The following is a 22,991-nucleotide window of genomic DNA, read 5'->3' as shown; positions in this document are numbered from 1 at the left end:
GTCAGGCTGCGGGGGGAGGTGGCGGGGCAAGCCGAGCTGCAATCGAGGTAAGGAGCGCGCGCAACTCTTCAGGAGCGGCGGCCGCGAGAGCAGCTGGATCTTGTCCACTCAGAACCCGAACGTGGGTGCTCGGCTTTCCGCGGCCCAAGAACAAGTAGCGATACCAGCGCATCAAGACATCCTGGTCGGTGGCATAGAGATGAGGCAAACCGTCGTCGCCGAGCACCGCCGTGCGAGGCTCACCTGCAGGCGAAGGCCCATTGCGACCTGGCTCAACAATCTGGTAGGCGAGCGGTAGGGCCTTCAGCATCGAATAATCGAGGTCGAGGGGCGTGCAGAAGAAGACGTTGAATTGGCGCAGCCAATTCATCCAGTTATTGATATTCTCAGTGTCCTCGACCGCCCACGCATCGAAAGCCGCGAGGTTGGCATCTGGTCCCTTTGGGTCAAGATGCTTTCCAAAAATGTCCTGCGGTGCGACGTTATTTGCGAGCAACTGAGTACATGCAGTCTTAATACGTCCCCATCCACCACCAGCTCGGCCCCAATCAAGATCCAGCAGCGTCGCGTATGGAATGTCGAGGTCGGTCAGCAGTCGCCAGAGATGGTTCACATGGCGCCCGCCCAATGGAACAACCGAGACGAAGGAACGATCAATGTCGAGACCCATTGCATCGGCGAGGCGCGGGAGAACGACTTCTTCGGATGCTCCTTCCCCAAGCACGACGAAGCGCGCAAAATAAAGTTCGGGGTAGGTCCTGACCGCTTCACGAATGAACTTCGACGCCTCTTCCTCGTCAGTCGGCAGCTTAATCGGACGGATGTGAGCCGTGCGATCAAGAGGATCAAGGCGAAAATGTCGAACCTCGGTAGGGTCGACGCGGGCAAGGATGCTCGGAGAATGACTGGATACCACGGCCTGCGCCTGTGTCGATTTCGTCAGGTCTTTTACCTGACGAACGATGCGGGAGAGATAGAAGGGAGCAAGATTGTTTTCAGGCTCTTCAATCGCGATGAGGGTGAGCGCCGGCAGGGGAACGCCGCCAGCCTGAAACCCGGCGCCCTCAGGAGCTGCGGCGATACCGGCTTCCACATCCAGAGCCGCAGCGGTCATAGCAAGGTGAAAGAGTGACCTTTGTCCGTCGCTCAAGTCATCAAGAGCTCGCTCCCGTCCGGCCTCGTCCGGGCGGAGGACCACTTCAACCTTACGGATGAATTGCTCAAAGCGGAGATCAAGCGGGCGGAAGACCGGCGTAGTATCGGTTCCCGCAGTGTGCACTTCATGCCACCGCCGAGTCACCGCGGCGGCAATGACATCAACGGCCGGCTCCACCCCAAATGCGCCGTTCAAGGTTGCGCCGGTGTTCGTGAATGCGTCGCGTACCCCTTGCGACCAGTTAATAGCACGCCACAACCTTCCCCGCAAAAATGCCGTCACCTGCGATGCGCCGTCTCGCGTCGCCGGCACGTAAAGCATTTGGATCCGCGCCCTGTCGGTTGCCTTCAGATCAATGCAGTCAGCGTCAGTGAACGCGCCGAAAGTTCTGATCGCCCAATATTTCTGTTCAACTGCACCATCGAGCGTACCATCATCGGTCCATGTCGCTTCAAGTCGAAGGCGGCATTTTAACTTTCCGGCTTCATCAGCGGCCATCTGGTGAAAGAATTCCGGAATTGCCACGCCATCGCCGCCGTCAGCATCTAGCTCTGGGAAGGCAATAATTGCCTCGAGAACGAGGTTCCTCTGAGCCGGCACGACCAATTCGGAGGTAGGGATGTGAAAATCCTCACGCCGCAGTCGTCTTTGATCGTTCGTCACTCCAAAGAGGCGCTGCAGGGCCTGCATCATGGCAGTCTTTCCTGCGCCATTGATGCCGACAAAAGCAGTGAGACCAGGGCCCAGATCAACGCTTGTCTCAACTGGTCCGTAGCAACGAAAATTCGTTAGAGTGAGTCTTTCAATAAACACGTAGTTTAATCCTTCCCCTACGGGATTCCTTATCGCCGTTCCGATATGACTGCGAAATAAGATCGCGGCTTCATGCCGTGAACTTTTAGCCCGACAATGTCCGCACGGTTTGTATCGGCATGAAAAGGCGCAAAGGCTGATCTGGCAAAGGAATAAACCCGAAGGACTCGTAGTATGCTTTTCGGCGTGCCACCGTTCCGGGGTTTCCGCAGTCGAACACATCGAGAAGGACAGCACAGGTCCCTATCTCGTCCGAGACGCGCCCAATTCGGCTGAGCGCATCAGCAAGCAGCGCGCTGCCCAAGCCCTTTCCCTGCATCGTTTGATCGACGCCTATCATAGAAATGAATGCGGCTGGCAGCATGCCGTGCCTAGGCGCCTTCTTTGCCAATTCTTCCGGCATGTCTTCCGCGACGACGGCGTGCATGTTGATTCCGTAGAACCCAAGGGTGCTTCGGTCTTCGTCGAGCACGACCCAGATTCGGACGACATCAGCCTTCGACCCCTTCTTGGCCGTCAGCTTCAAGTAATTGTCGATTTGAGGAACACCACAGGAAAAAGCCGTTCGATCCTGGCTCTTGGCTTCGAACGGCTCGATTGTGAACTTGGTGTCTACGGCGGCGTCAGTCGGCATTCGCGATCAGTGTCTCGCGCAATGCAAAAGCCTGCTTCAGCCGATTATTCGGCTTCGGCGGGTTCTCAAGTGCGCCAAAGAACGCGGCACGATCCGCCTCGCTCTCCAACGCCGTCAACTTGTGAGCTTCAATCGTCGTCTGCGCGGCCTTGTATGCAGCGCTCACAACAAAGGAGCTTACCTCAACACCGCTCAAGGTTGCTGCGCGACTGATCGCATCCTTCACCGAAGGTTGTGTACGCGCTTCCAGCCGAGCGCTCTTGGGCTCGTCGACAGCGATAGTGCTATCCTCAAACGCCAACATGGTTGCCTCCTTGATCCGAAACGACGTCAAGCGGCAAGGCGCCGCTCACACGTAGCTATGTACGGCATATCGTCGTACATGTCAAGTGTACGGCGAATTTCCGTACGTCAAGACAAAGCCTGGCTAACACGTTCTCTGGGCGAGCGGTAAACTCACTTTTCTCGAACGGTCGTACCCGGGTTCGCCTTGCCATGCTTTGCCATCACGAAGCGCCCGGAAATTGCGCTCCGGTAGCTGCCACCGGTAGAACCGCTCTTGCCAGGCGCTTCTTTCAACGTGGTGCGCGGATGTGACTTCCCATAAGCCTTTGTCACATACCGCCCCGATTTCGCGCTGCGATAGCTCCCGCCGTTGCCTTTGCCTGCCATCTGAATTCTCCTTCTCAAGTCTGGCGTGTTATTGGGTCCCTCCGAGGCGGAGGGCTGGTTGGGTTCCAAACAAACCGAAGAACCTCCGCTGGAGGCCTGCGGGTCTTCATTGCAAAATCCAGTAGCTCAGAGCCGGAGGTGTTCTTCTGGTCAGATGACCGACAGCACTGGGCGTAATTCCCGAATGGATGTTCACATCCGCAAAACTCATCGTCGCCGAGTTCGAGCAGTCTCTCAGCTGCAATCGGCACAGATTGCCGGCCGGGCCATTTTCCGTATTTCTCGAGGTAGAGATGCCGCACGGCCCAGAGGCTATATAGGTCGAGCAGTCCGGTCACCGAACCGCCGGGAAGCCATGTCTTGTCTCGTGGCTCGAATGCGCAAATCGAGCCATCGGGAAAATTCGTATGCCTCGGCCCGATCCAAGTCTTGCTGACAGCCGTGGTCCAAAAGCCCCAGGCTCGAACCGGCCTGCTGGTGGTGTAGGGAAGTTGAATGGCAAATGCGACTCTTCTACCTAGGCCTTCGATCAGATCGCTCTCAGCGAAGAGCCACATCTGCCTTTCTTGAGGAAACGCGAGGAGACCCGGGTACGCGTCCCGGCATTCCCCTATGCCGTCCGCATAGCGAGACCGTAGTCCTGACTGGACGAACGGTGCTCCGGAAGCGGGCGACCGGGATTGTCCGGTCGTCCCTTGCCATCTGGCGGGCCGTTCCCACGGTCTGGTTGCGGATCGTGTCGATTGGTGCCGTGCATCGGCTTTCTCCTGGCCCGAAGGTTTCAAGACAATCGAGGAGTTGTCGGGCCGGATGACCCCCCGATTGAACACCGTCGGCAGAATGCCGGCGTCGAGGCCTAAGCCGATGGCTTTCAGGTCGTCCTCGATGCTCTTCCTCATTCCTACCGCCTTTTTCCAAAGCCTTCGGACCGAGGCCCGGACACTTGATGTTGTGCGACTCTGTGTTAAAAGCACACTACGGGAGGACTGCGCGCCGTGTCAAGGCGTGCCATTAGCACGGCATTAACTTATGAAAACAGACAAGCAGGCTTTGATCAAAGCGCTGAAGAAAAAGCGCGAATCTGAAGGGCTTAGCATCAGGGCTCTATCTGAGCGCGTCGGTATCAGCTTTTCCTCGCTGGCTCGGATTGAGCGCGGCGAGGGTGAACCCGACAACAATTCAACGATTCGGATTATCGAGTGGCTCGGTCCGGATGCCCAAGATGCTGGTCTAACCTTCGACAGTGTGGCATTGGTTCACTTCCGCGCAGCGAAGAACGTCCAGTCAAAAACGGTACACTGCCTCTTGCAGGCGGCACAACAACTCGTACGAAACAACAGCAACGCGTTCCCTGTCAGCGAGGACTTCGCCGAAACCGACTCTGAGTTGGCCGGGTCAGTCGCACTGTCCAAATCCGAAATGGAAGAAATGGCGAATGGACTGCGGGACGACTTGGAGGTTGCCTTAGATGCGCCCCTCGACGCGCTGAACATTCGAATTGATGGCGTGGATGTTTACACCGTCTCCGATGTTCACGGCCTTGGTGCCGAGTGCGCTAAGTTCTTGCTCGGAGCAGGCGGTCGCGAATGGTCAGCCATGAGCGTTCCTCTCGACATTACAGAGGATAGGTGGGCAATCCTGAGGAACGACAGCCACACACCGGAACGTCAGAAAGTTACATATCTTGAAGAGTGTTGGCATATCCTCCTTGGTCACAAGCTGACCCGGATTGCAAAAGTCGCCGACGCGTTCGGTCGGACTTACGATAGTACTGAAGAGCACGATGCGTTCTACCTCGCTTCAGCAACCATGCTCCCGGAGGTCGAGGTGAGATCCCAGGTCACCGCGGGAAAGTCTGCCGCTGAGATTGCGGCATGGTTTGGCACCTCCCCTGAACTTGTCGAGTATCGCATCAAGCGTCTGGGGCTTTGGCGCATCTACAAGAACAAGGGTGTTGAACTAAGCGACTAGAGTTCAACCAACTCTTCATCCGAAACAGCATCAATCGCTACTTGCTCATGTGGGATAATCCCGCATCCACCAACTGCTCCCGATCGGGAAGATCGCGAAGGCTCTCCAACCCGAAGGCAACAAGGAACTGCTCGGTGGTGACGAAGGTATAGGGAGCGCCGCGCCGAGGCGACCTTAGCCCGGTCCCGATCAAGTCGCGCGCATGCAGCCGGCCGATCAGGTCGCGGCTGATCTCCTTGCCGAAGATATCCTTCAGCCCATCGCGCGTAATCGGCTGGTGATAGGCGATGGCTGCCAGGACCGCGAAGTCGAACTCGCTCAGGTCCAGCAACTGGTCCCCGACATCCGCCGCGGCCCGGATCGCGGGGGCGTAGGTAGCACGCGTGCGGAATATCGTAAGCGCCACGCCGATCCCCTCCTGCCGCGTTGAAGCTGGCTGTGCGAGTCCTGCTGTCGAGGTGAGACAGGATAGGACGGCAAAATGGACGTCTCTTTGGACGGCTCGACGGGTGGCTACGCGGGCAGGATCGAGGTTCTCGAGGGCCGGTCAGGCCGACGGTTTCGAAGCGAGGCGGAGCGGGCGCGGATCGCGGCGGAAAGCATGATGCCCGGAGCGAAGGTCGCCGACGTCGCGCGGCGGCACGCGGTGACCCGCTGGCAGGTCTACGATTGGCGCAAGAAGCTGATGGCTGGCGCGCTGGCTTTGCCCGCCGAGACGGCTGACGCCCCGATGTTCGCGGCGCTTGTCGTTGAGGCGAAGCCGGCGGGTCCCACACCCAGCCCGAAGCGGAGCGGCGGCGCGGTCAGGTCCGGCAGGATCGAGATGGTGGTCGATGGCGTGACCCTGCGGGTGGCGTCGGACATCGACGAAGCGCACTTGACCCGGATGATCCGCGCGATCCGGGCGGCCTCGCGATGATCTCGCCGACCGGCGGGTTGCGCGTCTACGTGGCCACGCGCCCGACGGATTTCCGGAAGGGCATAGACGGCCTGGCCCTGCTGGTTCAGGAAACGATGGGCCTCGATCCGTTCAGCGGGGCGGCCTTTGTGTTCCGCGCCAAGCGGGCCGACCGCATCAAGGTCCTAGTCTGGGACCAGACCGGCATCGTCCTGGTTCACAAGCGCCTGGAGGGCGCGAAGTTTGTCTGGCCCAAGGCGCGGGACGGCGTGATGAAGATGTCGCCCGCCCAATTCTCGGCGCTGTTCGAGGGGCTCGACTGGCGGCTTGTGCGGCCCGAGCGCGTGCGGCGACCGGAACTGGCGGGATAGCTGCGGCTGAGTGACTCAGTATCGTTTTGTCGGTGGTGGCGACTTCACCCATGTGCTTGGTCCGGGTCATGTCGAATACCGCCCTGGCCGAAGAAAACGCACGCCTGAAGGCTCGCCTCGCCGAGACCGAGGCGGCGCTGGCGGATGCGGTCGAGGCCCAGAAACGGCTGGAGAGCATCGTCAGCGAATTGCGACGGGAAAAGTTCGGGCGGAAATCCGAAAAGCTTGATCAGGAACAGTTCAACCTGCCGCTCGAGGATGTGGAACTCGCGCAGGGCGTGCTGGAAGCGGCGCAGGAGAAAGCGCGGCGCGCACTGAAGGGACAAGGCCGTGTCGAAAGCGGCACGCCGCACCGGAACCGCGGGCACCTCCCGAAGCATCTGCCCCGTGTCGAGCGGATCATCGAGCCGCAGAGCACGTTGTGCCCCTGCGGGTGCGGCGAGATGGCCAGGATCGGCGAGGATGTCTCCGAGCGGCTGGACGTGGTGCCGGCCCAGCTTCGCGTGCTGGTGACCCGCCGTCCGAAATACGCCTGCCGGCGCTGTTCCGGTGCGGTGGTTCAGGCGCATGCGCCGGAACATGTGGTGCCCGGCGGTCTGCCGACCGAGGCTTTGATCGCGCAGGTCATGGTGGCCAAGTTCGGCGACCACCTTCCGTTCTATCGCCAGGCAGAAATCTACACCCGGCAGGGGCTCACATTGGACCGGGCGACGCTCGGCAACTGGGTGGGGCGTGCCTGTTTCCACCTGCGTCCGATCGCCGATCACCTGAAGGAGCGGCTGAAAGGCGCGGATCGGGTGTTCATGGACGAAACCCGTGCGCCGGTGCTCGATCCCGGACGGCGAAAGACCAAGACTGGCTACTTCTGGGCCATTGTGGCCGATGACCGGGGCTATGGCGGCGTCGGTCCGCCGGTCGTGATGATCCACTACGCGCCCGGCCGCGGCGCAGTGCATGCGCTCCGCTTCCTCGAAGACTATCGCGGGCACTTCGTGCAATGCGACGGCTATGAAGCCTATGACAAGCTCACCAGGGTGGACCGGCCTGAGGGTCCATGGACGCTTGTCCATTGCTGGACCCACGCTCGTCGGCGCTTCGTCAAACGGCTGGAAAAGGACGGCTCGCCGATTGCCGAGGAGGCCCTGCGCCAGATCGCCGAGCTCTATGCCGTCGAGAAATCCGTGCGCGGCCAGGCCCCCGACGCCCGGCTTGCCGCCCGGCGCGCGTTGTCCGCACCGATCATCGGGGCCTTCCGCCCCTGGCTCGAGGCACAGCTGTCGCGCATTCCGCGATCATCGAAGCTGGCCGAGGACATCCGCTATACGCTGGCGCGCTGGCCAGGCCTGACGCGGTTCCTGGAAGACGGTCGCTTGGAATTGGACACCAACCCGGTCGAGAACCAGATCAGGAAGATCGCTCTGACAAGAAAAAACGCCCTCTTCGCCGGGCACGAGGTCGGCGCGGAGAACTGGGCACTGCTCGCCAGCCTGATTGCCAATTGCAAGATGTGTGGCGCCGATCCGGTCAGCTATCTGACCGCCACTTTGCGCGCATTGCTCGACGGACACCCCAAGAGCCGCATCGACGACCTTATGCCTTGGAACTTCCGAACCGCGTCAAGCCGCGCCGCGTAGGGGACCGCCGAGGCGCTTACGGAATATCCAACCGCCGGCGATCTGCGCGATCTCGAAGGCCCGCCCCTCCAGATCGGCGGCAAGGTCCTCGACCAGCAGATCGACCGAGGCGCTCTGCCCCACCACGCGCGCCAGGTCGTCGCACGGGACCGGCGGGGCAGAGGCAAACAGGACCGCCTCAATCCGGCGCATCCATTCCCGCCAGCGCAGCTCGGGCGGCAGGTCGGCCAACTCGCGATCCAGTTCAGGGTCAGAGCGATCCGCCCGCAGCTTCGGAGCGATCGCCTTCAGGTGCGTCACCCGACGCGCGAGGTCATAGGCCTGCCGCACCGCCTCCAACACCATCGCGGCCCGAGTCACGGGCACCCCTTTCCCGGCATCGAGCCACGTCCCGATCTGGCCCGGCTCGAAGGCCGGCAAGACTCGACCAAGCGCCTTGATCGACACCGGCAGTTCCACCGCACGCCGCCAGGCGAGGCAGGTTTCGCCGGCTGGGCTGGGGCAAATCGCCGGGCCGCAACAGATGCACCGCATCGCGCAGCTCCCTTGCCCGCTCCGATCGTCCGGAAAACGCGACACAGGCCTCTGCTGCGCGCAGCGCGAGCCGGTCCCGCAACAAGGCGTGGGTCACCTCCGCGCTTCCTAACACAACATGCAGGTGGTTCAGCGCGGCACCCGACAAAAACGCAACATCTTCAATGGTTTCAGCCCGTGCGGAGGTGACCCAGGCAGGGATCCGGGGTAGTGTATCTGGGTCGATGGGGTGGTCCGGTCGGGCAAATGTCATGCCCAAAGCCTAGACGTGCGCGGCGCTTAATGCGAGAAAATATCGCAATAACCGCCCCGCTGTGCTGGTCTTATCGATGTCCAATAAGTTTGCATTATCGGACACAAAAAACTATGCTGAAAAACAGTTCAAGTTCACCGCCGGATTCACTGGTAAGATGCCCTCAGAGACCGAGAAATCGACGTCAACGCCCTCTGATGAGCCGAATGATGCTCGCGTCGACGAGAGAGATCAAGAGGAAAGCGATGACATCGCCCTGCCTTCCCATGTCGCGGGGTCCGGGACGCTCGATCGTCTGGTGAACACGGCCCGAGACTATGCCCGCGCCGCAGCCTCGGACAACACGCGACGCGCCTATGCCAATGACTGGGCGCATTTCGCGCGCTGGTGCCGGATGAAAGGCACCGAGCCGCTGCCACCGTCACCCGAGATGATCGGGCTTTATCTCGCCGACCTGGCGTCCGGGTCGGGCCCCTCCCCTGCCCTCTCCGTTTCGACCATAGACCGCCGCCTGTCGGGCCTCGCCTGGAACTTCACGCAGCGGGGATTCACCCTCGATCGCAAGAACCGGCACATCGCCACGGTGCTGGCGGGGATCAAGCGCAGGCATGCGCGTCCGCCGGTGCAGAAGGAAGCGATCCTGGCAGAAGAAATCCTCGCGATGGTGGCCACCCTTCCCTTCGACCTGCGCGGACTGCGGGATCGGGCAATCTTGCTGCTCGGCTATGCCGGAGGTCTGCGCCGCTCGGAAATTGTCAGCCTCGATGTGGGCAAGGACGACACCCCAGACTCCGGCGGTTGGATCGAGATCTTCGACAAGGGCGCCCTGCTGACGCTCAATGCCAAGACCGGCTGGCGCGAGATTGAGGTTGGGCGCGGCTCGAAGGATCAGACCTGCCCTGTACATGCGCTGGAGCAATGGCTGCACTTCGCGAAGATCGACTTCGGTCCGGTCTTCGTCGGCACCTCGCGCGATGGCAAAAAGGCATCCGAAACGAGGCTCAACGACAAGCACGTCGCGCGTCTGATCAAGCGCACAGTCCTGGACGCCGGCATCCGTTCCGAGCTGCCCGAAAAGGAACGCCTGGCGCTGTTCTCCGGCCATTCGCTGCGTGCCGGTCTCGCCAGCTCCGCCGAAGTCGATGAGCGCTACGTTCAGAAGCAGCTGGGGCATGCCTCGGCCGAGATGACCCGCCGCTACCAGCGCCGCCGCGACCGGTTCCGCGTGAACCTGACGAAGGCCGCCGGACTCTGACCTCCTGCCTCATCATGCCGCCTGTCCGCTGAGCCTGCCATAGAAGCTGCGCTCGAGATGCAGCTCCCCTGCCCCGGCCTTCTCGACCATGCCTCGCAGATAGCCGCCCGGCGAGGACACTTCGCCCGCGCAATGCTTCTCGAAAACAAGCGCCAGCGCCGCTGTCGCCACCTGTTTGCCCAATCGGTCCTGCGCCAAGTTCCAGGCATGCTCGGACACCCCGATCATCGGCCTGAGCTGCCCGGCAACCCGGTGCAAATCGCCCCAATCTTTCAGGAACCCGCCCATATTGCGGGCCCAGGACGCGAATTCGGGACAGGCCTGCATGACAGTGGGCAGATCCAGCGCCGCGCGCTTCTTACGCACCTCGGCAACCCACTCTTCCAGCTCCCTATCAACCTGATCTTCGGGCTGAGCATTGGGGACCACGGCCGCGACTTCCTCATTTTCTGAGGAATTACGAGTTACAGGATCAAGTTGGTTTGTAATTAGTATATGAGGGTCAGAAATGACCTCCCTGGAGTTCATTTCTTGAGTCTTCTCAGAAACTTGATCCTTGGTTTCCAACGTGTTTTCCACAGGTCGGATGACCTCAGTTGCCTTGAGATAGGCCGCCTCGACGCGCTCCTGAAGCTCCTTGAACCAGGTGAGCAGTCGAGCAAGCTGCTCGGAGGCTTCATGGCGGCGAGGAAGCCGGTCCAGAAGCTCCTCGAAGAGACCCGTGAATTGCGTCCAGGGGCCGCGCAGCGCGCTGCTGACGGCCGCCTCGATCCGAGCGCGGATCATACGGCGTGCAACCGTGATCTGGCGCTTCAGGCGCTGACAGAGCTCGCGCTCGGCCTGCAAATCGGCATGAAGCTCCTCGAACTCCTCGACACGCGCCGACAGCGGCGACAAATCAAAGCCATAGGCCTCGACGATGCGCCCCTCGGCATCCCTGCGGCCCCAGCGCTTGCCGTTGGGGCTGTCCTGGAAAGAGATCACGCCGATCTCGGCCAGACGCCGTGCATGGCGCTTGAGCGCAGAAAGCGAGAACCCGGTCTGCTCCATCAGATAGGCGTTGGACGCCCAGACGATCGGGCGCTGCCCTTCCTCCCAGTCCTGCGCCTGAGTAAAGGCCCCAAGCGTGTCGAGGAGCATCATGTCTCCGGCCTTGAGGCCAATGTAGGCTCCTACCCGCTTCACGGCCACGAACGCCCGAGTTTTGGGTACAGCTACCTGTTCACCGGCTTGGGCAAGCTGCTCTGCAATGCCAAGACCCGGTGTCGGCTTGCGCCAACCTGTATGTTTCATGCCTGTTTCTCACCTCCAGTTATGTGGAGGCAAAAGAAAGCCGTTCGCCGCGGTGGCGTTCTTGTTGACAGTGATTCGCGGGAGAGATATCTTCTAAGCGACCAAACTTTTCAGATTAGCTCTCAGGCCACGCTGCTTGGGGGCTTTTCTTTTGCCTAGATCATTGTTCTGACTGCTCCTCTTTCGTCGCGAGGAATTCGCTGTACAGCTGATCAAGCCGACCCGAGAGAAAGTCCCCGAACTCGGTTGAATCTTGTGCCGTAAGCGAAATGCTAAATGCCTTTCCGGAACGACCGATGACGCCCTTGATGCGGCCTTTGCCGGCGGTCCAGGTTCGTTTCTTGGGTGTGGCACGCGTTTTTCGGCGCTGCGGCGCCCTGCCCGCTTCTGCCAGCTTGCTGTGCAGGAACTCAAAGCGAGCATCACTGTCGAGGTTCTGAAACCCGTCGAACTCCAAAGCTTCCTTGAGGATCTTGTCATTCGATGGCTCCGAAGCCAACTTCTTGAAATCTTCCCAGCGATCACGCCCAATCTGCTTGGCCGGACCAATCTGTTCGATGACGTGCCGCGGAACGTTCTGCGCCACCGACAGCATCCGTGAAAGCAACGTCGCATCGATGGTAAGGGCGGACTGGATCACGTCCTTCGCTTGCCCCATATCCAAGAGGCTCTTCGCAAACAGGGCCTTCTCAATAAAAGAGAGATCTGCGCGCGCAGTGTTTTCCTGCCCTTGAGCAAGAATGTGAGCAACATCGTCCATTGGTTTTACAACTGCGCGGACCTTACGGCCGAGCGCCGATGCAACTCGCACACGGCGATGCCCGAAGACAATCATATAGCGGCCATCCGCTTCCGGATGCGGTCGAAGCAATACTGGTGTGTCCTGGCGACCCGCTGCGATCGATGCTTTCAGTTCGTCGAAAGCAACATCGTCATCGCTAAGCCGATCCGAAAGGAATGACACATCGATTAATTCCGGATCGATCTCGACAATGGTTTCGCCTTCAAGGAGACGCTTCGAGTTCTCCGCAAGGCTATCAATCGAGACCTTCATCGATTTCGAAGCACCGCGCATTGCGTATCCAGAGCGACCGGAATCCTTGGGCTGTTCCGGCGAGCCGGCCATAACGCTCTTCAGGAGGTCTTTGCGAGCCATCAAGCCATCTCCCTTTCGGCAGAATCCAACCGACGCGCGGCGCGCATTTCGAAAGTTGCACGGCTGTCAAAACTGGCGTTCTGCACGGCTGTCAAAACCACAGTCATTCTCGCCCCCAAGCCTTGTGGATCAGTTCGGCGATTTCGTCATTCACATCATTCAAAGACGTCACCGCACGGTCGTAAGTAGTCCGCACAAACTGAGACCGTTCAACTTCGTAGAGCGTCTGCTTGGTAATCCCAGCGTCGGAGATCGCTGTTGATTTCAGCACAGGAGCCGACAACATCTGATTTGGGAACATCGCCTGGAGGAACCCGACCATCTGCTTTTGGGGACCGTCCGTTGGTTCAAAACGCGTTACGAGGTAACGGAACCACTTCAGACGCATGTCAGCTCCAGCATCACGGATCGTCTTCATGATCCCGCCCAGCATCAGGAGAAACTGGCTCATCGACATGACGTCCAGCATCTGAGGATGGACCGTCACAATCACTGACGATGATGCCGTTAAAGCGGTGAGCGTCAGGTAGCCCAACTGAGGAGGGCAATCGATTACGACCACATCATAGCGGTCATCAACCTCGCTGAGCGTCTTGGATATCCGAGTGAAGAAGGTGCGCCCCTCATGGGGGTCGCTGCTCGTCAAGGCAACTGGCGTATCGTACTCGTACTCTTGCAGTTCGAGACTTGCCGGAACGATATCTAGGTTTGGGAAGTTTGTTGGCCGGATCACTTCAGAGATCGGCTTGCGTTCCTCGTCATACCGAAGAGTCTCGTAGAGCGAAGGCACGTCATCGAGTTCAGGCTGAATTCCGTGCAAAGCTGTGAGCGAGGCTTGAGGGTCCAAGTCGATCGCAAGAACGCGATGCCCTTTCAACGCCAAGTGCTGCGCGAGATGGGCGGCGGTAGTGGTCTTCCCCGAGCCCCCTTTGAAGTTCACGACAGACACAACGTGCAATTCTTCGCCAGGCTGTCGATAGGGGACATAACGGCGCTTTCCGGGACGACCATGCTTGTCGAGGTAAGCTCTCAGTTCGAGCATCTGCTCGGCCGAGTAGCTGCGCCTCCCAGAAGACGATGTTTCAGGTTCAGGACCTTTGCCTTCGAGATGAAGCTTCTTGATGGTCGACTGGGTCACGCCGAGATAGTAGGCAACCTCAGCCAATGAAAACTGGCGTAGACCTTTTTGGGCGTCCGGAGGATACTGTTCCTGCCGCAACATATTGAGGCGGTCGGAAATCAACTCTCCCTGCTGTAGGATGATCTCGTCGAAGGGTTGATCCTTCGTATCAGCCACAAAAGACCGTTCTCGCATCCGCCTGTCCTCTAAATATCGCTTTTTCAGCGATTTCGCTCATTAAAGTGTCATCTACACGGAAAAACGAGTCTTAACAACGATTTTCAACAGGCGGTTCGATCCTACTCAATCCGCCAGCAAGCCTAGATGTCTCGGCAAGTTGTAGCGATCGTGGAAGGTCGTCACCCAATATCTGGGGAAAGCTGTCAAATTCTCAGATGCGCAGTCAACGTGCGCCTCACGTCACTTCCAGCGCAACCTTCTGTTATTATTTTATTTTTCTCGACTGCACGGCTGTCAAAGTGCAAGAGGATCGAAGCCTCAGAGCGCTAGGAGGGCCACGAGCATGTCTACCCTACAACGGATTGCGCCAGCGTCGCCTTGCGCCCAATCAGCGATCAGTTGCTTCCACCAAACGCACCCATAACTGCACTCCAACATGCAGGCAATGCGAAGGAAGACAGTGGGAATTGGCCGGGTTACCCCAACCGATTCTTTGCGTCACACGTCGTCTTTGGGGCCCCAGGGGATAACAGGCTCCCAGGATAGATCTTCCTGGTTTGCGGCCTTGCCGAGGATGGCGTTGAAGCCCTGGTCGCGGATGGTGAGCGTATATTAGTCGGCGCCGGTCTCCTTGTTCTACATCTTCAACATGCTGCCGCATGCGATCAGAATGCCGCGCGCTGAGCGGCCGAGGCCGCGGTACGTGGGGGCCATCGGGTTCGAACTCGCGACGGGATCATCTGTGATGTCGGGGCCGAAGGTCAGGGTCGAGATGAAGCCTTTCCCCTTGGAGCTCTCGAAGTCAGCGCTCGTAATTTTGATACAGTTAGTAATCAAGGACCAGAGCATCTCATGAGATCGCCTACAGCTAACTGCCCGTGAGGAGGCCGATGGTGGTCTCGAATACGCCGCCGTGCGAGTTCGACTTCGGCGGGCCGGGGCAGGGGCAGGGGCAGGGGCAGGGGCGAAGTTCACTGGCGGTCAGACAGGAGGCGAGCGCAAACTCCGACAGAGCTTTCCCGATCGAGGGGGCGCTCTTGAGACCTTCGCCTAAGATGGGATCGGGACGCAGTTTGCCGGACTAGAAACAGATAGCATGTCCGTGAGCCTGCCCGAGGATCCGTTTGGGGATCTTGATCGCGGCCAAACTGCCGGTGGACGGGTCTAGAAAGGTGCGCGCATCCAGCCACCTGGCCACGATTGTCGGTGATCATCGCCAGCGGGGCAGGGGCCCATTGCGGCGGATCAGGATCGTCCTCGCTGTGCTGCAGAAAAACCCACATGTGATAGCGAAGTAGCCGAACCAAGCCACGTGATCCCGCGCCATTGCAATTGGTGGTAGGCAAACTGCCAAGCACCGGTTTGCCCGCGGCGACGAGCGTCCGCGCCCGCACGATGCCTTCAAGTATGCCGCGTTCGGAAGAACGGACCAGCGGGATTCGCGAGGTGCGGTAGGGCAGGGGGCGTCGCCGAAAACGGACTGAGCCATTGTGAGGGCGTCCTTTAACGTGACCGACCCAAGCCGTTCATGCAACATGTCGATCAGGTCCCCTAGCTGACCGTCGCACATCTGCCGGAAGCACGTCGTTCTTTGGGAACTGTTTCAAAGTCTTGAGCTGACTTCCGCCGGCATCGACAACAAGATGCGTCTTCTATAACGCATGGACCACCGGGCCCTGCTTGAGGCCAGTCTCACGATTGCCGGCGAAAAGCTCGGCTTCGTCCTTGGCGTTCACGGCCACTTTACGGACTTTCAACTGGCTCGTCTCTAGCTGGTCGAGCGGGATCATCCGGATGCCGGCAGCGCCGTCAGGCGCGACCGATCTGGCGGTTTCGCTCTTCTTCGCAGTAGTGGATTTCGATTGGTTTGTGGTCTTGGCCATGGTCAGGGACCTTGAGGGCCGGACACATCAGACACTGTCTCGGTCCATTCAAGCCCAGCACTTGGGCGTCGCTTTGACTAGCTCTCTGCAACGGCGGATCACGTCGTCAATTGACCGTTTGTAACCAAATGCAAGTAGGTGCTCTCTCGTCGTGCTCGTCCAAAAACCTTTGGTTTCCTTGCGCTGAAAGCGATCTGAGAGGTTTCACCTGCAGTCGCGCGCGCGTACTATATAAATGGCGCAGGCAGCGGCCACGAAAACGCCTGGGCAATGTGCAAAAAATCAGTATTTTGCACACAAGATGACGCAAGCCTCTTCTTTGACTGATGATTACGGCGACCTCCTTATCACCATCGAGGAGGATGAAGAGGCTCACGAAGACGATCTCTGGTTTCTACCTAGGTCACTTGAAGAAGAACCGGATGATTTGCCTCCAGGGCCACGGGCGGAACCGCCCGACACTGCTGTCGTCGAAGACTGGGCAAAAGCAGAAGGCGTTCACGCTGCGCGACTGGCAAGAGTGGCTGGACGCCTGGGAGCTCTGGATGACCGGCTGCTGCGTGGCCCGGAAGGCTGGCGGCATCGCCTCGCTCTTATCGAGGCAGCGGATCTCAGCTGGTTCGCAGGGGATCGGGTGAGTTCTGATCGTCTGGCGCTCTGGATATCGATGCGGCTGTCAGGTGCACAGGATGACCCAAATGCACTGGCAAGAGTTGGATGGGCTGTTCGGCGCCTAACAGGCGGTCCTGGACCGAAAGCTGACTTGGCCGCCTTCCTGGATCGCCGCGATCCCGAGAACATTGAAGACAGCGCTGAGCGTTTCGAGGATCGCGCGGGTGGGTGGCTGGACGTCATGGCAGCCGCAAAGGGTCTCCACCCGATCACGCGGGCGTGCATGGGGTATCACCTGTGGAGCTTGGCGGGCCTCGGACGCCACGGCGACCAGATCGAAGCTGCCGTCACCGCGTCCAGGATCGCGACCAGCGATGGAAGCGGTGCCATCTTCGCGCCGCTCGCTATGGCCGGGGCCGGGGGGCTGCGCGTTTCGGGCTTGCCACCCGAGCGTTTGGCCCGCTGGTTGGATGGGATGAACAGCGCAATTCTAACGGCGATGCGAACACTTGATGATATTGAAGTGTGGATCGGGCGGGCAGAAAACGTCATGGCGCAATTATCTGGCCGCACGCCGGTTGCCTTGCGAAAGGTTTTCACGGAATGGCCCTTGGTCTCCGCCCCGATGGCTGAGGCCATGACCGGAGCCAGCCGCGCCGCCGTTCAGCGCAATCTCGCATGGATGGAGGCAAGCGGTTTGATCCGCGAGGTGACGGGGCACGGGAGGTATCGCATGTGGAAAGCTGACCTAATATAGGTCATTTGTCGAGGCTGACACCGGCTTGACCTGGCACGCTTTAGTGCCGCCCCAGATGATCGTTTAAGCCACTTTCCGTTCGAATGCGACAAGGCTTTTCCAGCCCAAAGCGTTCGTTAGCCATTCGTCTCACGTTTTTGTGACAATTGATCGCTTGAAGCTCCAGTGGGTGAAGGTTGTAACCAGGCGAAAGAGGCACGACCGAAGGATTGATCATGAAGCTAATTAAAGACTCATTTATCTCACGTCGCGGAGCGCTGCTCGGTGCGGCCGCAAGTGGCGTGTTCCTAGGAGCAGGCGTTGCAACAGCGCAAACCACAGCACCACTTGCTACGCCACCAGTGCGCCGCAATATTTCATCCTTCAGCACCTCAAACTGGCGGGATCACTTCGATAATCTAAACCACGGTGCAATCCTGTGCGACATTGATTCCCGAGCGGTGCAATATTGGTCAGAGGATGAAAGTGTTTATAAGCTGTATCCGTCGAGCGTTCCGGAATCCGAAGAACTGACAAAACGCGGATACACTAGCGTTATCAAGAAAGTGGAAGGACCAAGCTGGCGCCCCACGCCTTCGATGAAGATCCGCAATCCGGATTGGCCAGACTATTTTCCACCCGGTCCAGACAACCCCTTGGGTACACACGCCCTCTACCTTTCATGGCAATATTACCGCGTCCACGGAACGGGCGACACGCGGAAAATCGGCCGCCAATCGTCGAACGGATGCATCGGCCTTTACAACGAACATATCAAAGAACTGTTCGCTTTGGCTGAGGTAGGAACACAAGTGAAATTGTTCTGATCGCGCACCTAGCATGACTTGTTAAAGTCTTTTTTCGTGTACCGGCGTTCATTCAACGTTCACCGTTCGAAAGCCACAGCTTCATGAATCGAAGAAAATTCCTCCTTGCCGCCGGGGCTGTTGGCACTTTGGCCAGTCAGCCAGTTTCAGCCCATGTAGTGCTGCCAAAGTATGATTTACCGCCGGAGTATTTACCTCAAGTAGTGAGCATTCCAGAGGGCTCCGCTCCATACGAAATCCATGTTGTTCCAAGCCAGTTTGCCCTGTTCTGGACCCAACCCGATAACACTGCAATTCGCTACGCTGTCGGGATCGGTCGCCCGGGCCTTTACGAGGCAGGCGAATTCTATGTGGGGGCAAAGAAGGAGTGGCCCAGCTGGACACCGACCCCGGGCATGTTGCGTCGTGAACCGAAAAAGTATGGACCGTTTCGGAATGGAATGCCTGGCGGTCTGAGCAACCCTCTAGGTGCGCGGGCCCTCTACCTTTTTCAACCGGGACGCGGGGATACCTTTTTACGTGTGCATGGCACAAATGACCCAAGCACTATTGGCAGTGCCGTTTCAAACGGATGCGCCAGATTGGTTAACGATCAGATTGTCCAGTTGTATGATATGGTTCCGCTGGACACGCGTGTGATCCTGTACCCCGCAACTTTCTAGGAAGTATTTAAGATGTTATCAGCGCGACGCGACCTTTCAAAAATTGTTCTTGCAACAGTCTTCACTGCATTTTCTTTCACTACTGTGGCCGCACAAGAACTCAATGAGGCAGATATTAAGCGTCTGGCGCTTGAAGCGATCTTGGAAAAACCCGAAATTTTGATCGAAGCGCTCTCAATCCTACAAGAACGTGAAAATGCAGCACGTGCTGAAGCGCAGTCTACAGCTTTAACTGAATTGCGCGACGACTTCGAACAGAACGCTCCCATCTTCGGAAATCTGGATGGTAGCGTCACGCTAGTCGAATTTTTTGACTATAACTGTGGATATTGCCGCCGCGCAGCACCTGAAGTCAAAGCCGTGCTGGAGACAAGCAAGGATGTCCGCATTATTTATCGTGAATTTCCGATCCTAGGGCCCGGTTCCGAAATTGCGGCGCGCGCGTCACTTGCCGCGAGAAACCAAGGTAAATATCAGCAGTTTCACGAGGCAATGATGACATTGAACGGGCAAGCCGTTGAAGCAAGCGTTATGAAAGTTGCAGGCGATGTGGGGCTCGATCTCGAAGTTTTGAAAACAGACATGCAATCAGACCTAGTGAACGATCACATTGCTGGCTCTCTGCGTCTGGCAGAAGCTTTGGGTATAACTGGAACGCCGACGTTCGTATTGGGTGATGAAATAATCCCCGGTGTGATCGAGCGCGGCACCTTTCTTGAAAAGATTGCAGCCCTCGTCCCCGAGTGAAACGGACGACGATTGTGAAATCGGACCTTAAAGTCCTTGACCTTCCGCCTGCTGGACCCTCTATCTCTGAAGTTGCCCGGAGCAAGAGGTCTCAATATCGAAAACGAAAAATCATTCACGTACGGCACTCAAAAGATGAGTTGTTCATCTTGTGTTGGCCGTGTGGAAAAGGCTTTGAGCGCGGTATTGGGTGCCTCTGAGACGCACGTAAATCTGGTGTCGCGTAGCACTAACTGTGAGATGAGAAATCCAACAAGATCAACGGCTGTCCTTTGCCCCTGAATATGAGATTTTGCTTTTTGCTCCGATATTCTTGCCCTTAATCCTGAGACAGAGTTCACAGACTTGTGCGGCAGATATCGATGGAGAATGATGGCGACGACTCTGTTGCCGATGGTGATGAGGAAGCGCGCGGGGCGGCCGTTTTGCGTCCGCTTGTTCAGGTATATCTCAAAAGAACTGGCACCAATTGGGCGGCCTTGGGTCACGCTGGCGATTGACGTCGCAACGCCGATATGGAAATAGCATGCCTGACCGCGATGCGGCACCTCGACGATATCCAGGCATGGTCAGCGCAGGCGGAAACCATGATGGCCCCGCTTTCTGGCAAGACACCACCAGCATTGCGCGCGGTGCTGACCGAATGGCCCGTCGTCTCCGCTCCAATGGCCGAGACCCTGACCGGTGCCAGCCGGGGCGCCGTCCAGCGCAACCTTGCTTGGATGGAAGCACAAGGTCTAATCTGCGAGGTGACCGGAAAGGAATGTTTCCGCATGTGGCGGGCGATGCCATGAAACACCTCTAAAGAAGCACTCGTTTTGGTGTGTAGCATCTGTTGATAGTTCAACGGAGGCCCAGAATCGTGACAGAACAAAAATATCAGACAGTCGATTTCGACGGCGGCTCAGCAATAGTGGTCAGATGGATTTGCAGTGTTTTCACCTATCTGTGATATCTAGGTGGATCCTCTAGTCCCTCTAGCCTCAAATTCTTCATTTCGAAATCACGAAAGAATAAGTCTCTTGGGCGCACAAACTGGGGCACGGAAATTGCGATCTCCCCGTGGACAGACGGGGTCAGTTTATAGAGCTGGGCGACCGCCCCATAAGGCCGAAACAGCCGATCATCGCTCAGATCTTGATCAATGCCGCCGTCGCGTACATGAAGGCGATGCCGCCCAGAAACCCGACCAGTACGGCTGGTGCCATCAGCGCCGCCTGCCTGTCGGCGTTTTGACGTACGAGGTAGGCGCTGACCTCGACCATGACTTGCAGGATCGCACCCGCTCCGACGGCGAGTGCCAGTGCCGACCATTGCGGCGCATAGGCAAGGCTGCCCGCCCACATTCCGAGGATGGCCGGGCCACCGGCGAGCAGGGTAAGGGCGGCAAACGTCCAAAGCGTTGGCCGGGCACGAAGCATCGGGGCGGCGATGCCGATGCCCTCGGTGACATTGTGCAAGGCAAAGCCTAGGACGAGGAAAGTGCCAAGCCCGGCCGACCCGGCAGCGAATGCGCCGCCGATTGCCAGCCCTTCGCCGAAGTTGTGCAGCCCGATGCCAAGCGCGATGTAGAACGCCAGCGCAATACCTTCCGGATTGCCGCGCCAGCGCCCGATCGCCATCAGCAACAAAAAACTTGCCAGCGCTGCCAACCAGACCATGGCGGAAACCCTGGAATATCGCGGCTGCCCGGTTGGACAACTCCAGCGCCTCGGAGATCGTGTCGATCAGCAAGAAGGCCAGCAACCCGACCGTCAGCGCAAGCAGAAAGTTCATCCCGCTTCGCCCGACGCCCTTCATCGCCGGGTAGAACATCAGGCCAAGCGCCACCGGCAAAAGGCCGACGATCGCCCCGATCACTGCCTGAAGACGCAACTGCGACGCGGACGCCTTTGGAGTCGGAACCGCCACCACTATCTCATGCCCGAAGGTCGCGCCCGTGTTGGTCAGCAGGTTGACATGGTGGGCCTCGCCAATAACCCACGGATAGGGAATACGCAGCCAGACCGCGTCGCCTCGGGCAATCGGCCCCGCCGGTTCCTGCGTGAAGGTCCAGTAGGCATCGTCGACTGCGACCTGCGCGACCACCATCGGCTCCGATCCGCCGGCGCGCGCCCTGAGCGATATCCCCGACCCATCGAGGATCGTCCGTTCGACGGTCAGCGCTTCGACCGGGGGGGCGCCGTTGTTGAAGCCGCGCAAGGGATCGAGCGAGGCGATCCAGACAAAGGCGCCCAGCATGACGGCCAGCGGCACGAGGGCGAGAAGCAGACGGGTCATTGGCGGGCGGCTGCGTTGGATATGATCGGTCATGCTCCGGCCTCCCGCACGTCGAAAAAGCCCATCCAGCCAAGTTCGGTGAACTCGGCCTGGTGCGCATGGAACATATACATCCCGTCCTCGTGATCGGCGAAGCTGAACTCGAGGATGCCGCGCTGCGCCTGACACTGCATGATCACATCGACCGTGCGCAGGGTCGGCGTGAGCTGGGTGCCGGTGTCGTAATAGTCGAAGAAATTCCCATGCAGGTGGAACGAGTTGATCGGATCGAACTCGGTCGCATTCATGAGGTAGATACGTACCGGGCGCGACTTGTCGATCCAGATCGGCGCGTTCATGTAAGCTTGGCCGACCGTGTTTACGGCATAGACCTCGTTCTCACCATCGAAATTGGTGTCAAAGCCGTTCATCACCATCGCCAGTTCCTGCCATTCGGCGTTTTCCGGGCTGCCCAGCACACGCGACGCCGCAACGGCCGCAAATTCGGGGTGGCGCGCCGGATCCGGATCGACCACGAAAAGGCCGTACATGCCCTTGTGCATGTGCCGTTTCAGTGGCAGGGCATGGCAATGGTAGAGGTGGCAGCCGAAGGGCTTGGCATCGAATTCGTAAACGAACTCCTCGCCCGGATCGATCAGCCCGGCGCCTTGAACGCCGTCCATCCGCGCCGAGTGAATGCCGTGAAAATGCATGGAATGCGGGTGTGACCCGAGGTTGCGAAAGACGATCCTCAGTCGTTCGCCCTCCTTCGCTCGCAGGGCGGGGCCTGGCACGCGGCCGTTGAACGTCCAGGCGGGAAAGAAAACGCCGGGAGCGATCTCGATCTCCACGTCGATGGCGTCCACCTCGAACGTTCGCAACGTGCGCCCATCCGGCAGGACTTCGGTGCGACCGGTCTCCCAGTCGGTCAGCATGGCCGTCGGGTCGAACCCGTTCCGGGCGTGGTCGACCTGGCCGACCATCGTCATGTTGCCATGCGCCATGCCACTGTCATGGGCCGAATACGGATCGACCGCCTCGCCGGGCATAGCATGCCCCGCCATCGGGTCGGGCGTTGCCTGGGATTGCGCGCGGCTCGCGGCCACGGCCGCTCCGCCGGCAGCCACCAGACCGCCGACCAACAACGCGCGTCGCGACGCCGATACTGGCTCCGTGACCATCGCAGGTGGCGCTGTGGGCCGAGATGTCTCCACGGCGGACGACACATCGCGCCCTCGTTTGCTGGTATCGACAGGCATGGACGATGTCCCCTCAGATGACACGCAGGCCAAAGTCCCGGCGCAAAAAGTTAGCTTCGGCTAATA

Annotated in this window: 21 protein-coding genes and 4 pseudogenes; 11 read left to right on the top strand and 14 right to left on the bottom strand. The window is 59.0% G+C overall.

Annotated features, from left to right (window positions below):
• Position 1: 1 nt before the first annotated feature.
• The 4 genes from ACFO5X_RS19210 to ACFO5X_RS19195 all read right to left on the bottom strand — a co-directional run bounded on the left by ACFO5X_RS19210 (position 2) and on the right by ACFO5X_RS19195 (position 3,275).
• Entirely contained in the window at positions 2 to 1,969 is a 1,968-nt protein-coding gene (locus ACFO5X_RS19210) for an ATP-dependent nuclease (RefSeq protein ID WP_380719950.1), read from the bottom strand.
• A gap of 85 nt (positions 1,970 to 2,054) precedes the next feature.
• Complete coding sequence (locus ACFO5X_RS19205; protein WP_380719947.1) at positions 2,055 to 2,603, bottom strand: GNAT family N-acetyltransferase; 549 nt, start codon at positions 2,601 to 2,603, stop codon at positions 2,055 to 2,057.
• Positions 2,593 to 2,907 carry a type II toxin-antitoxin system TacA family antitoxin gene (locus tag ACFO5X_RS19200; protein WP_380719945.1) on the bottom strand — a complete coding sequence of 105 codons (315 nt, stop codon included), beginning with the start codon at positions 2,905 to 2,907 and terminating at the stop codon, positions 2,593 to 2,595. The genes ACFO5X_RS19205 and ACFO5X_RS19200 overlap by 11 nt, the downstream gene beginning before the upstream one ends.
• A 152-nt stretch (positions 2,908 to 3,059) precedes the next feature.
• Positions 3,060 to 3,275: a hypothetical protein gene (locus ACFO5X_RS19195; RefSeq protein ID WP_380719942.1), complete on the bottom strand. Its 216-nt coding sequence runs from the start codon at positions 3,273 to 3,275 to the stop codon at positions 3,060 to 3,062.
• Between the two features lie 1,029 nt (positions 3,276 to 4,304).
• On the opposite strand from ACFO5X_RS19195, the gene ACFO5X_RS19190 reads away from it, so the two are divergent.
• Positions 4,305 to 5,246 carry an ImmA/IrrE family metallo-endopeptidase gene (locus ACFO5X_RS19190; RefSeq protein ID WP_152467642.1) on the top strand — a complete coding sequence of 314 codons (942 nt, stop codon included), beginning with the start codon at positions 4,305 to 4,307 and terminating at the stop codon, positions 5,244 to 5,246.
• Positions 5,247 to 5,283: 37 nt separating this feature from the next.
• On the opposite strand, the pseudogene scpB reads toward ACFO5X_RS19190, so the two are convergent.
• Positions 5,284 to 5,640, bottom strand: a pseudogene (gene scpB / locus ACFO5X_RS19185) (SMC-Scp complex subunit ScpB); the annotation flags it as partial.
• Positions 5,641 to 5,727: 87 nt separating this feature from the next.
• On the opposite strand from scpB, the gene tnpA reads away from it, so the two are divergent.
• The 3 genes from tnpA (at position 5,728) to tnpC (ending at position 8,149) form a co-directional block, all read left to right on the top strand.
• Entirely contained in the window at positions 5,728 to 6,165 is a 438-nt protein-coding gene (tnpA, locus tag ACFO5X_RS19180; RefSeq protein ID WP_189683190.1) for an IS66-like element accessory protein TnpA, read from the top strand.
• Positions 6,162 to 6,515, top strand: coding sequence for an IS66 family insertion sequence element accessory protein TnpB (gene tnpB, locus ACFO5X_RS19175; RefSeq protein WP_380719939.1), 354 nt, complete (start codon positions 6,162 to 6,164; stop codon positions 6,513 to 6,515). The genes tnpA and tnpB overlap by 4 nt, the downstream gene beginning before the upstream one ends.
• Before the next feature lie 68 nt (positions 6,516 to 6,583).
• A complete protein-coding gene (tnpC, locus tag ACFO5X_RS19170; RefSeq protein WP_380719937.1) occupies positions 6,584 to 8,149 on the top strand; it encodes an IS66 family transposase in 1,566 nt (521 codons plus the stop codon).
• 12 nt (positions 8,150 to 8,161) lie between these two features.
• Here the strand turns inward: tnpC and ACFO5X_RS19165 are convergent.
• Both ACFO5X_RS19165 and ACFO5X_RS19160 read right to left on the bottom strand, forming a co-directional pair.
• Positions 8,162 to 8,419: pseudogene (locus ACFO5X_RS19165) on the bottom strand (SMC-Scp complex subunit ScpB); the annotation flags it as partial.
• Positions 8,411 to 8,936 (bottom strand): annotated as a pseudogene (locus tag ACFO5X_RS19160) (DUF1403 family protein); the annotation flags it as partial. The pseudogenes ACFO5X_RS19160 and ACFO5X_RS19165, both read right to left, overlap by 9 nt.
• A gap of 157 nt (positions 8,937 to 9,093) precedes the next feature.
• Between ACFO5X_RS19160 and ACFO5X_RS19155 the strand changes: the two are divergent.
• On the top strand, positions 9,094 to 10,191 hold the full coding sequence (locus tag ACFO5X_RS19155) for a tyrosine-type recombinase/integrase (RefSeq protein WP_380719935.1): 1,098 nt from the start codon (positions 9,094 to 9,096) through the stop codon (positions 10,189 to 10,191).
• Positions 10,192 to 10,203: 12 nt separating this feature from the next.
• Here ACFO5X_RS19155 and repC read toward each other — a convergent pair whose 3' ends face one another.
• The 4 genes from repC to ACFO5X_RS19135 all read right to left on the bottom strand — a co-directional run bounded on the left by repC (position 10,204) and on the right by ACFO5X_RS19135 (position 15,823).
• Entirely contained in the window at positions 10,204 to 11,484 is a 1,281-nt protein-coding gene (repC, locus tag ACFO5X_RS19150; RefSeq protein WP_380719933.1) for a plasmid replication protein RepC, read from the bottom strand.
• A gap of 160 nt (positions 11,485 to 11,644) precedes the next feature.
• Positions 11,645 to 12,640 carry a plasmid partitioning protein RepB gene (gene repB, locus ACFO5X_RS19145; protein ID WP_380719931.1) on the bottom strand — a complete coding sequence of 332 codons (996 nt, stop codon included), beginning with the start codon at positions 12,638 to 12,640 and terminating at the stop codon, positions 11,645 to 11,647.
• 103 nt (positions 12,641 to 12,743) lie between these two features.
• On the bottom strand, positions 12,744 to 13,955 hold the full coding sequence (gene repA, locus ACFO5X_RS19140; protein WP_380719929.1) for a plasmid partitioning protein RepA: 1,212 nt from the start codon (positions 13,953 to 13,955) through the stop codon (positions 12,744 to 12,746).
• 1,637 nt (positions 13,956 to 15,592) lie between these two features.
• Entirely contained in the window at positions 15,593 to 15,823 is a 231-nt protein-coding gene (locus tag ACFO5X_RS19135) for a hypothetical protein (RefSeq protein ID WP_380719928.1), read from the bottom strand.
• A 301-nt stretch (positions 15,824 to 16,124) separates the two neighbouring features.
• On the opposite strand from ACFO5X_RS19135, the gene ACFO5X_RS19130 reads away from it, so the two are divergent.
• From ACFO5X_RS19130 to ACFO5X_RS19115, 4 genes are all read left to right on the top strand, one after another.
• A complete protein-coding gene (locus tag ACFO5X_RS19130) occupies positions 16,125 to 17,192 on the top strand; it encodes a hypothetical protein (protein ID WP_088635931.1) in 1,068 nt (355 codons plus the stop codon).
• Positions 17,193 to 17,407: 215 nt separating this feature from the next.
• A complete protein-coding gene (locus ACFO5X_RS19125; protein WP_088635923.1) occupies positions 17,408 to 17,998 on the top strand; it encodes a L,D-transpeptidase in 591 nt (196 codons plus the stop codon).
• 83 nt (positions 17,999 to 18,081) lie between these two features.
• Positions 18,082 to 18,660 (top strand): L,D-transpeptidase, encoded by a 579-nt coding sequence (locus ACFO5X_RS19120; protein ID WP_009815505.1) that lies wholly within the window; start codon positions 18,082 to 18,084, stop codon positions 18,658 to 18,660.
• Positions 18,661 to 18,672: 12 nt separating this feature from the next.
• Positions 18,673 to 19,407: a DsbA family protein gene (locus tag ACFO5X_RS19115; protein WP_380719925.1), complete on the top strand. Its 735-nt coding sequence runs from the start codon at positions 18,673 to 18,675 to the stop codon at positions 19,405 to 19,407.
• Between the two features lie 128 nt (positions 19,408 to 19,535).
• Here ACFO5X_RS19115 and ACFO5X_RS26300 read toward each other — a convergent pair whose 3' ends face one another.
• On the bottom strand, positions 19,536 to 19,955 hold the full coding sequence (locus ACFO5X_RS26300) for a hypothetical protein (protein ID WP_465269470.1): 420 nt from the start codon (positions 19,953 to 19,955) through the stop codon (positions 19,536 to 19,538).
• Here ACFO5X_RS26300 and ACFO5X_RS19105 point away from each other — a divergent pair.
• Positions 19,923 to 20,201 (top strand): annotated as a pseudogene (locus tag ACFO5X_RS19105) (hypothetical protein); the annotation flags it as partial. The gene ACFO5X_RS26300 and the pseudogene ACFO5X_RS19105 sit on opposite strands and share 33 nt — an antisense overlap.
• A gap of 336 nt (positions 20,202 to 20,537) precedes the next feature.
• Here ACFO5X_RS19105 and ACFO5X_RS19100 read toward each other — a convergent pair.
• Positions 20,538 to 21,068 carry a ZIP family metal transporter gene (locus ACFO5X_RS19100; RefSeq protein ID WP_380719922.1) on the bottom strand — a complete coding sequence of 177 codons (531 nt, stop codon included), beginning with the start codon at positions 21,066 to 21,068 and terminating at the stop codon, positions 20,538 to 20,540.
• Between ACFO5X_RS19100 and ACFO5X_RS19095 the strand changes: the two genes are divergently transcribed.
• Positions 21,067 to 21,813: a hypothetical protein gene (locus ACFO5X_RS19095; RefSeq protein WP_380719920.1), complete on the top strand. Its 747-nt coding sequence runs from the start codon at positions 21,067 to 21,069 to the stop codon at positions 21,811 to 21,813. The genes ACFO5X_RS19100 and ACFO5X_RS19095 overlap by 2 nt on opposite strands.
• Here the strand turns inward: ACFO5X_RS19095 and ACFO5X_RS19090 are convergent.
• Positions 21,717 to 22,772: a multicopper oxidase domain-containing protein gene (locus tag ACFO5X_RS19090; protein WP_465269468.1), complete on the bottom strand. Its 1,056-nt coding sequence runs from the start codon at positions 22,770 to 22,772 to the stop codon at positions 21,717 to 21,719. The genes ACFO5X_RS19095 and ACFO5X_RS19090 overlap by 97 nt on opposite strands.
• Positions 22,773 to 22,991 lie beyond the last annotated feature (219 nt).

Source organism: Seohaeicola nanhaiensis (genome assembly GCF_042654245.1).
Lineage (GTDB): Bacteria > Pseudomonadota > Alphaproteobacteria > Rhodobacterales > Rhodobacteraceae > Seohaeicola_A > Seohaeicola_A nanhaiensis.
This window is presented reverse-complemented; position numbering and strand designations above follow the sequence as displayed.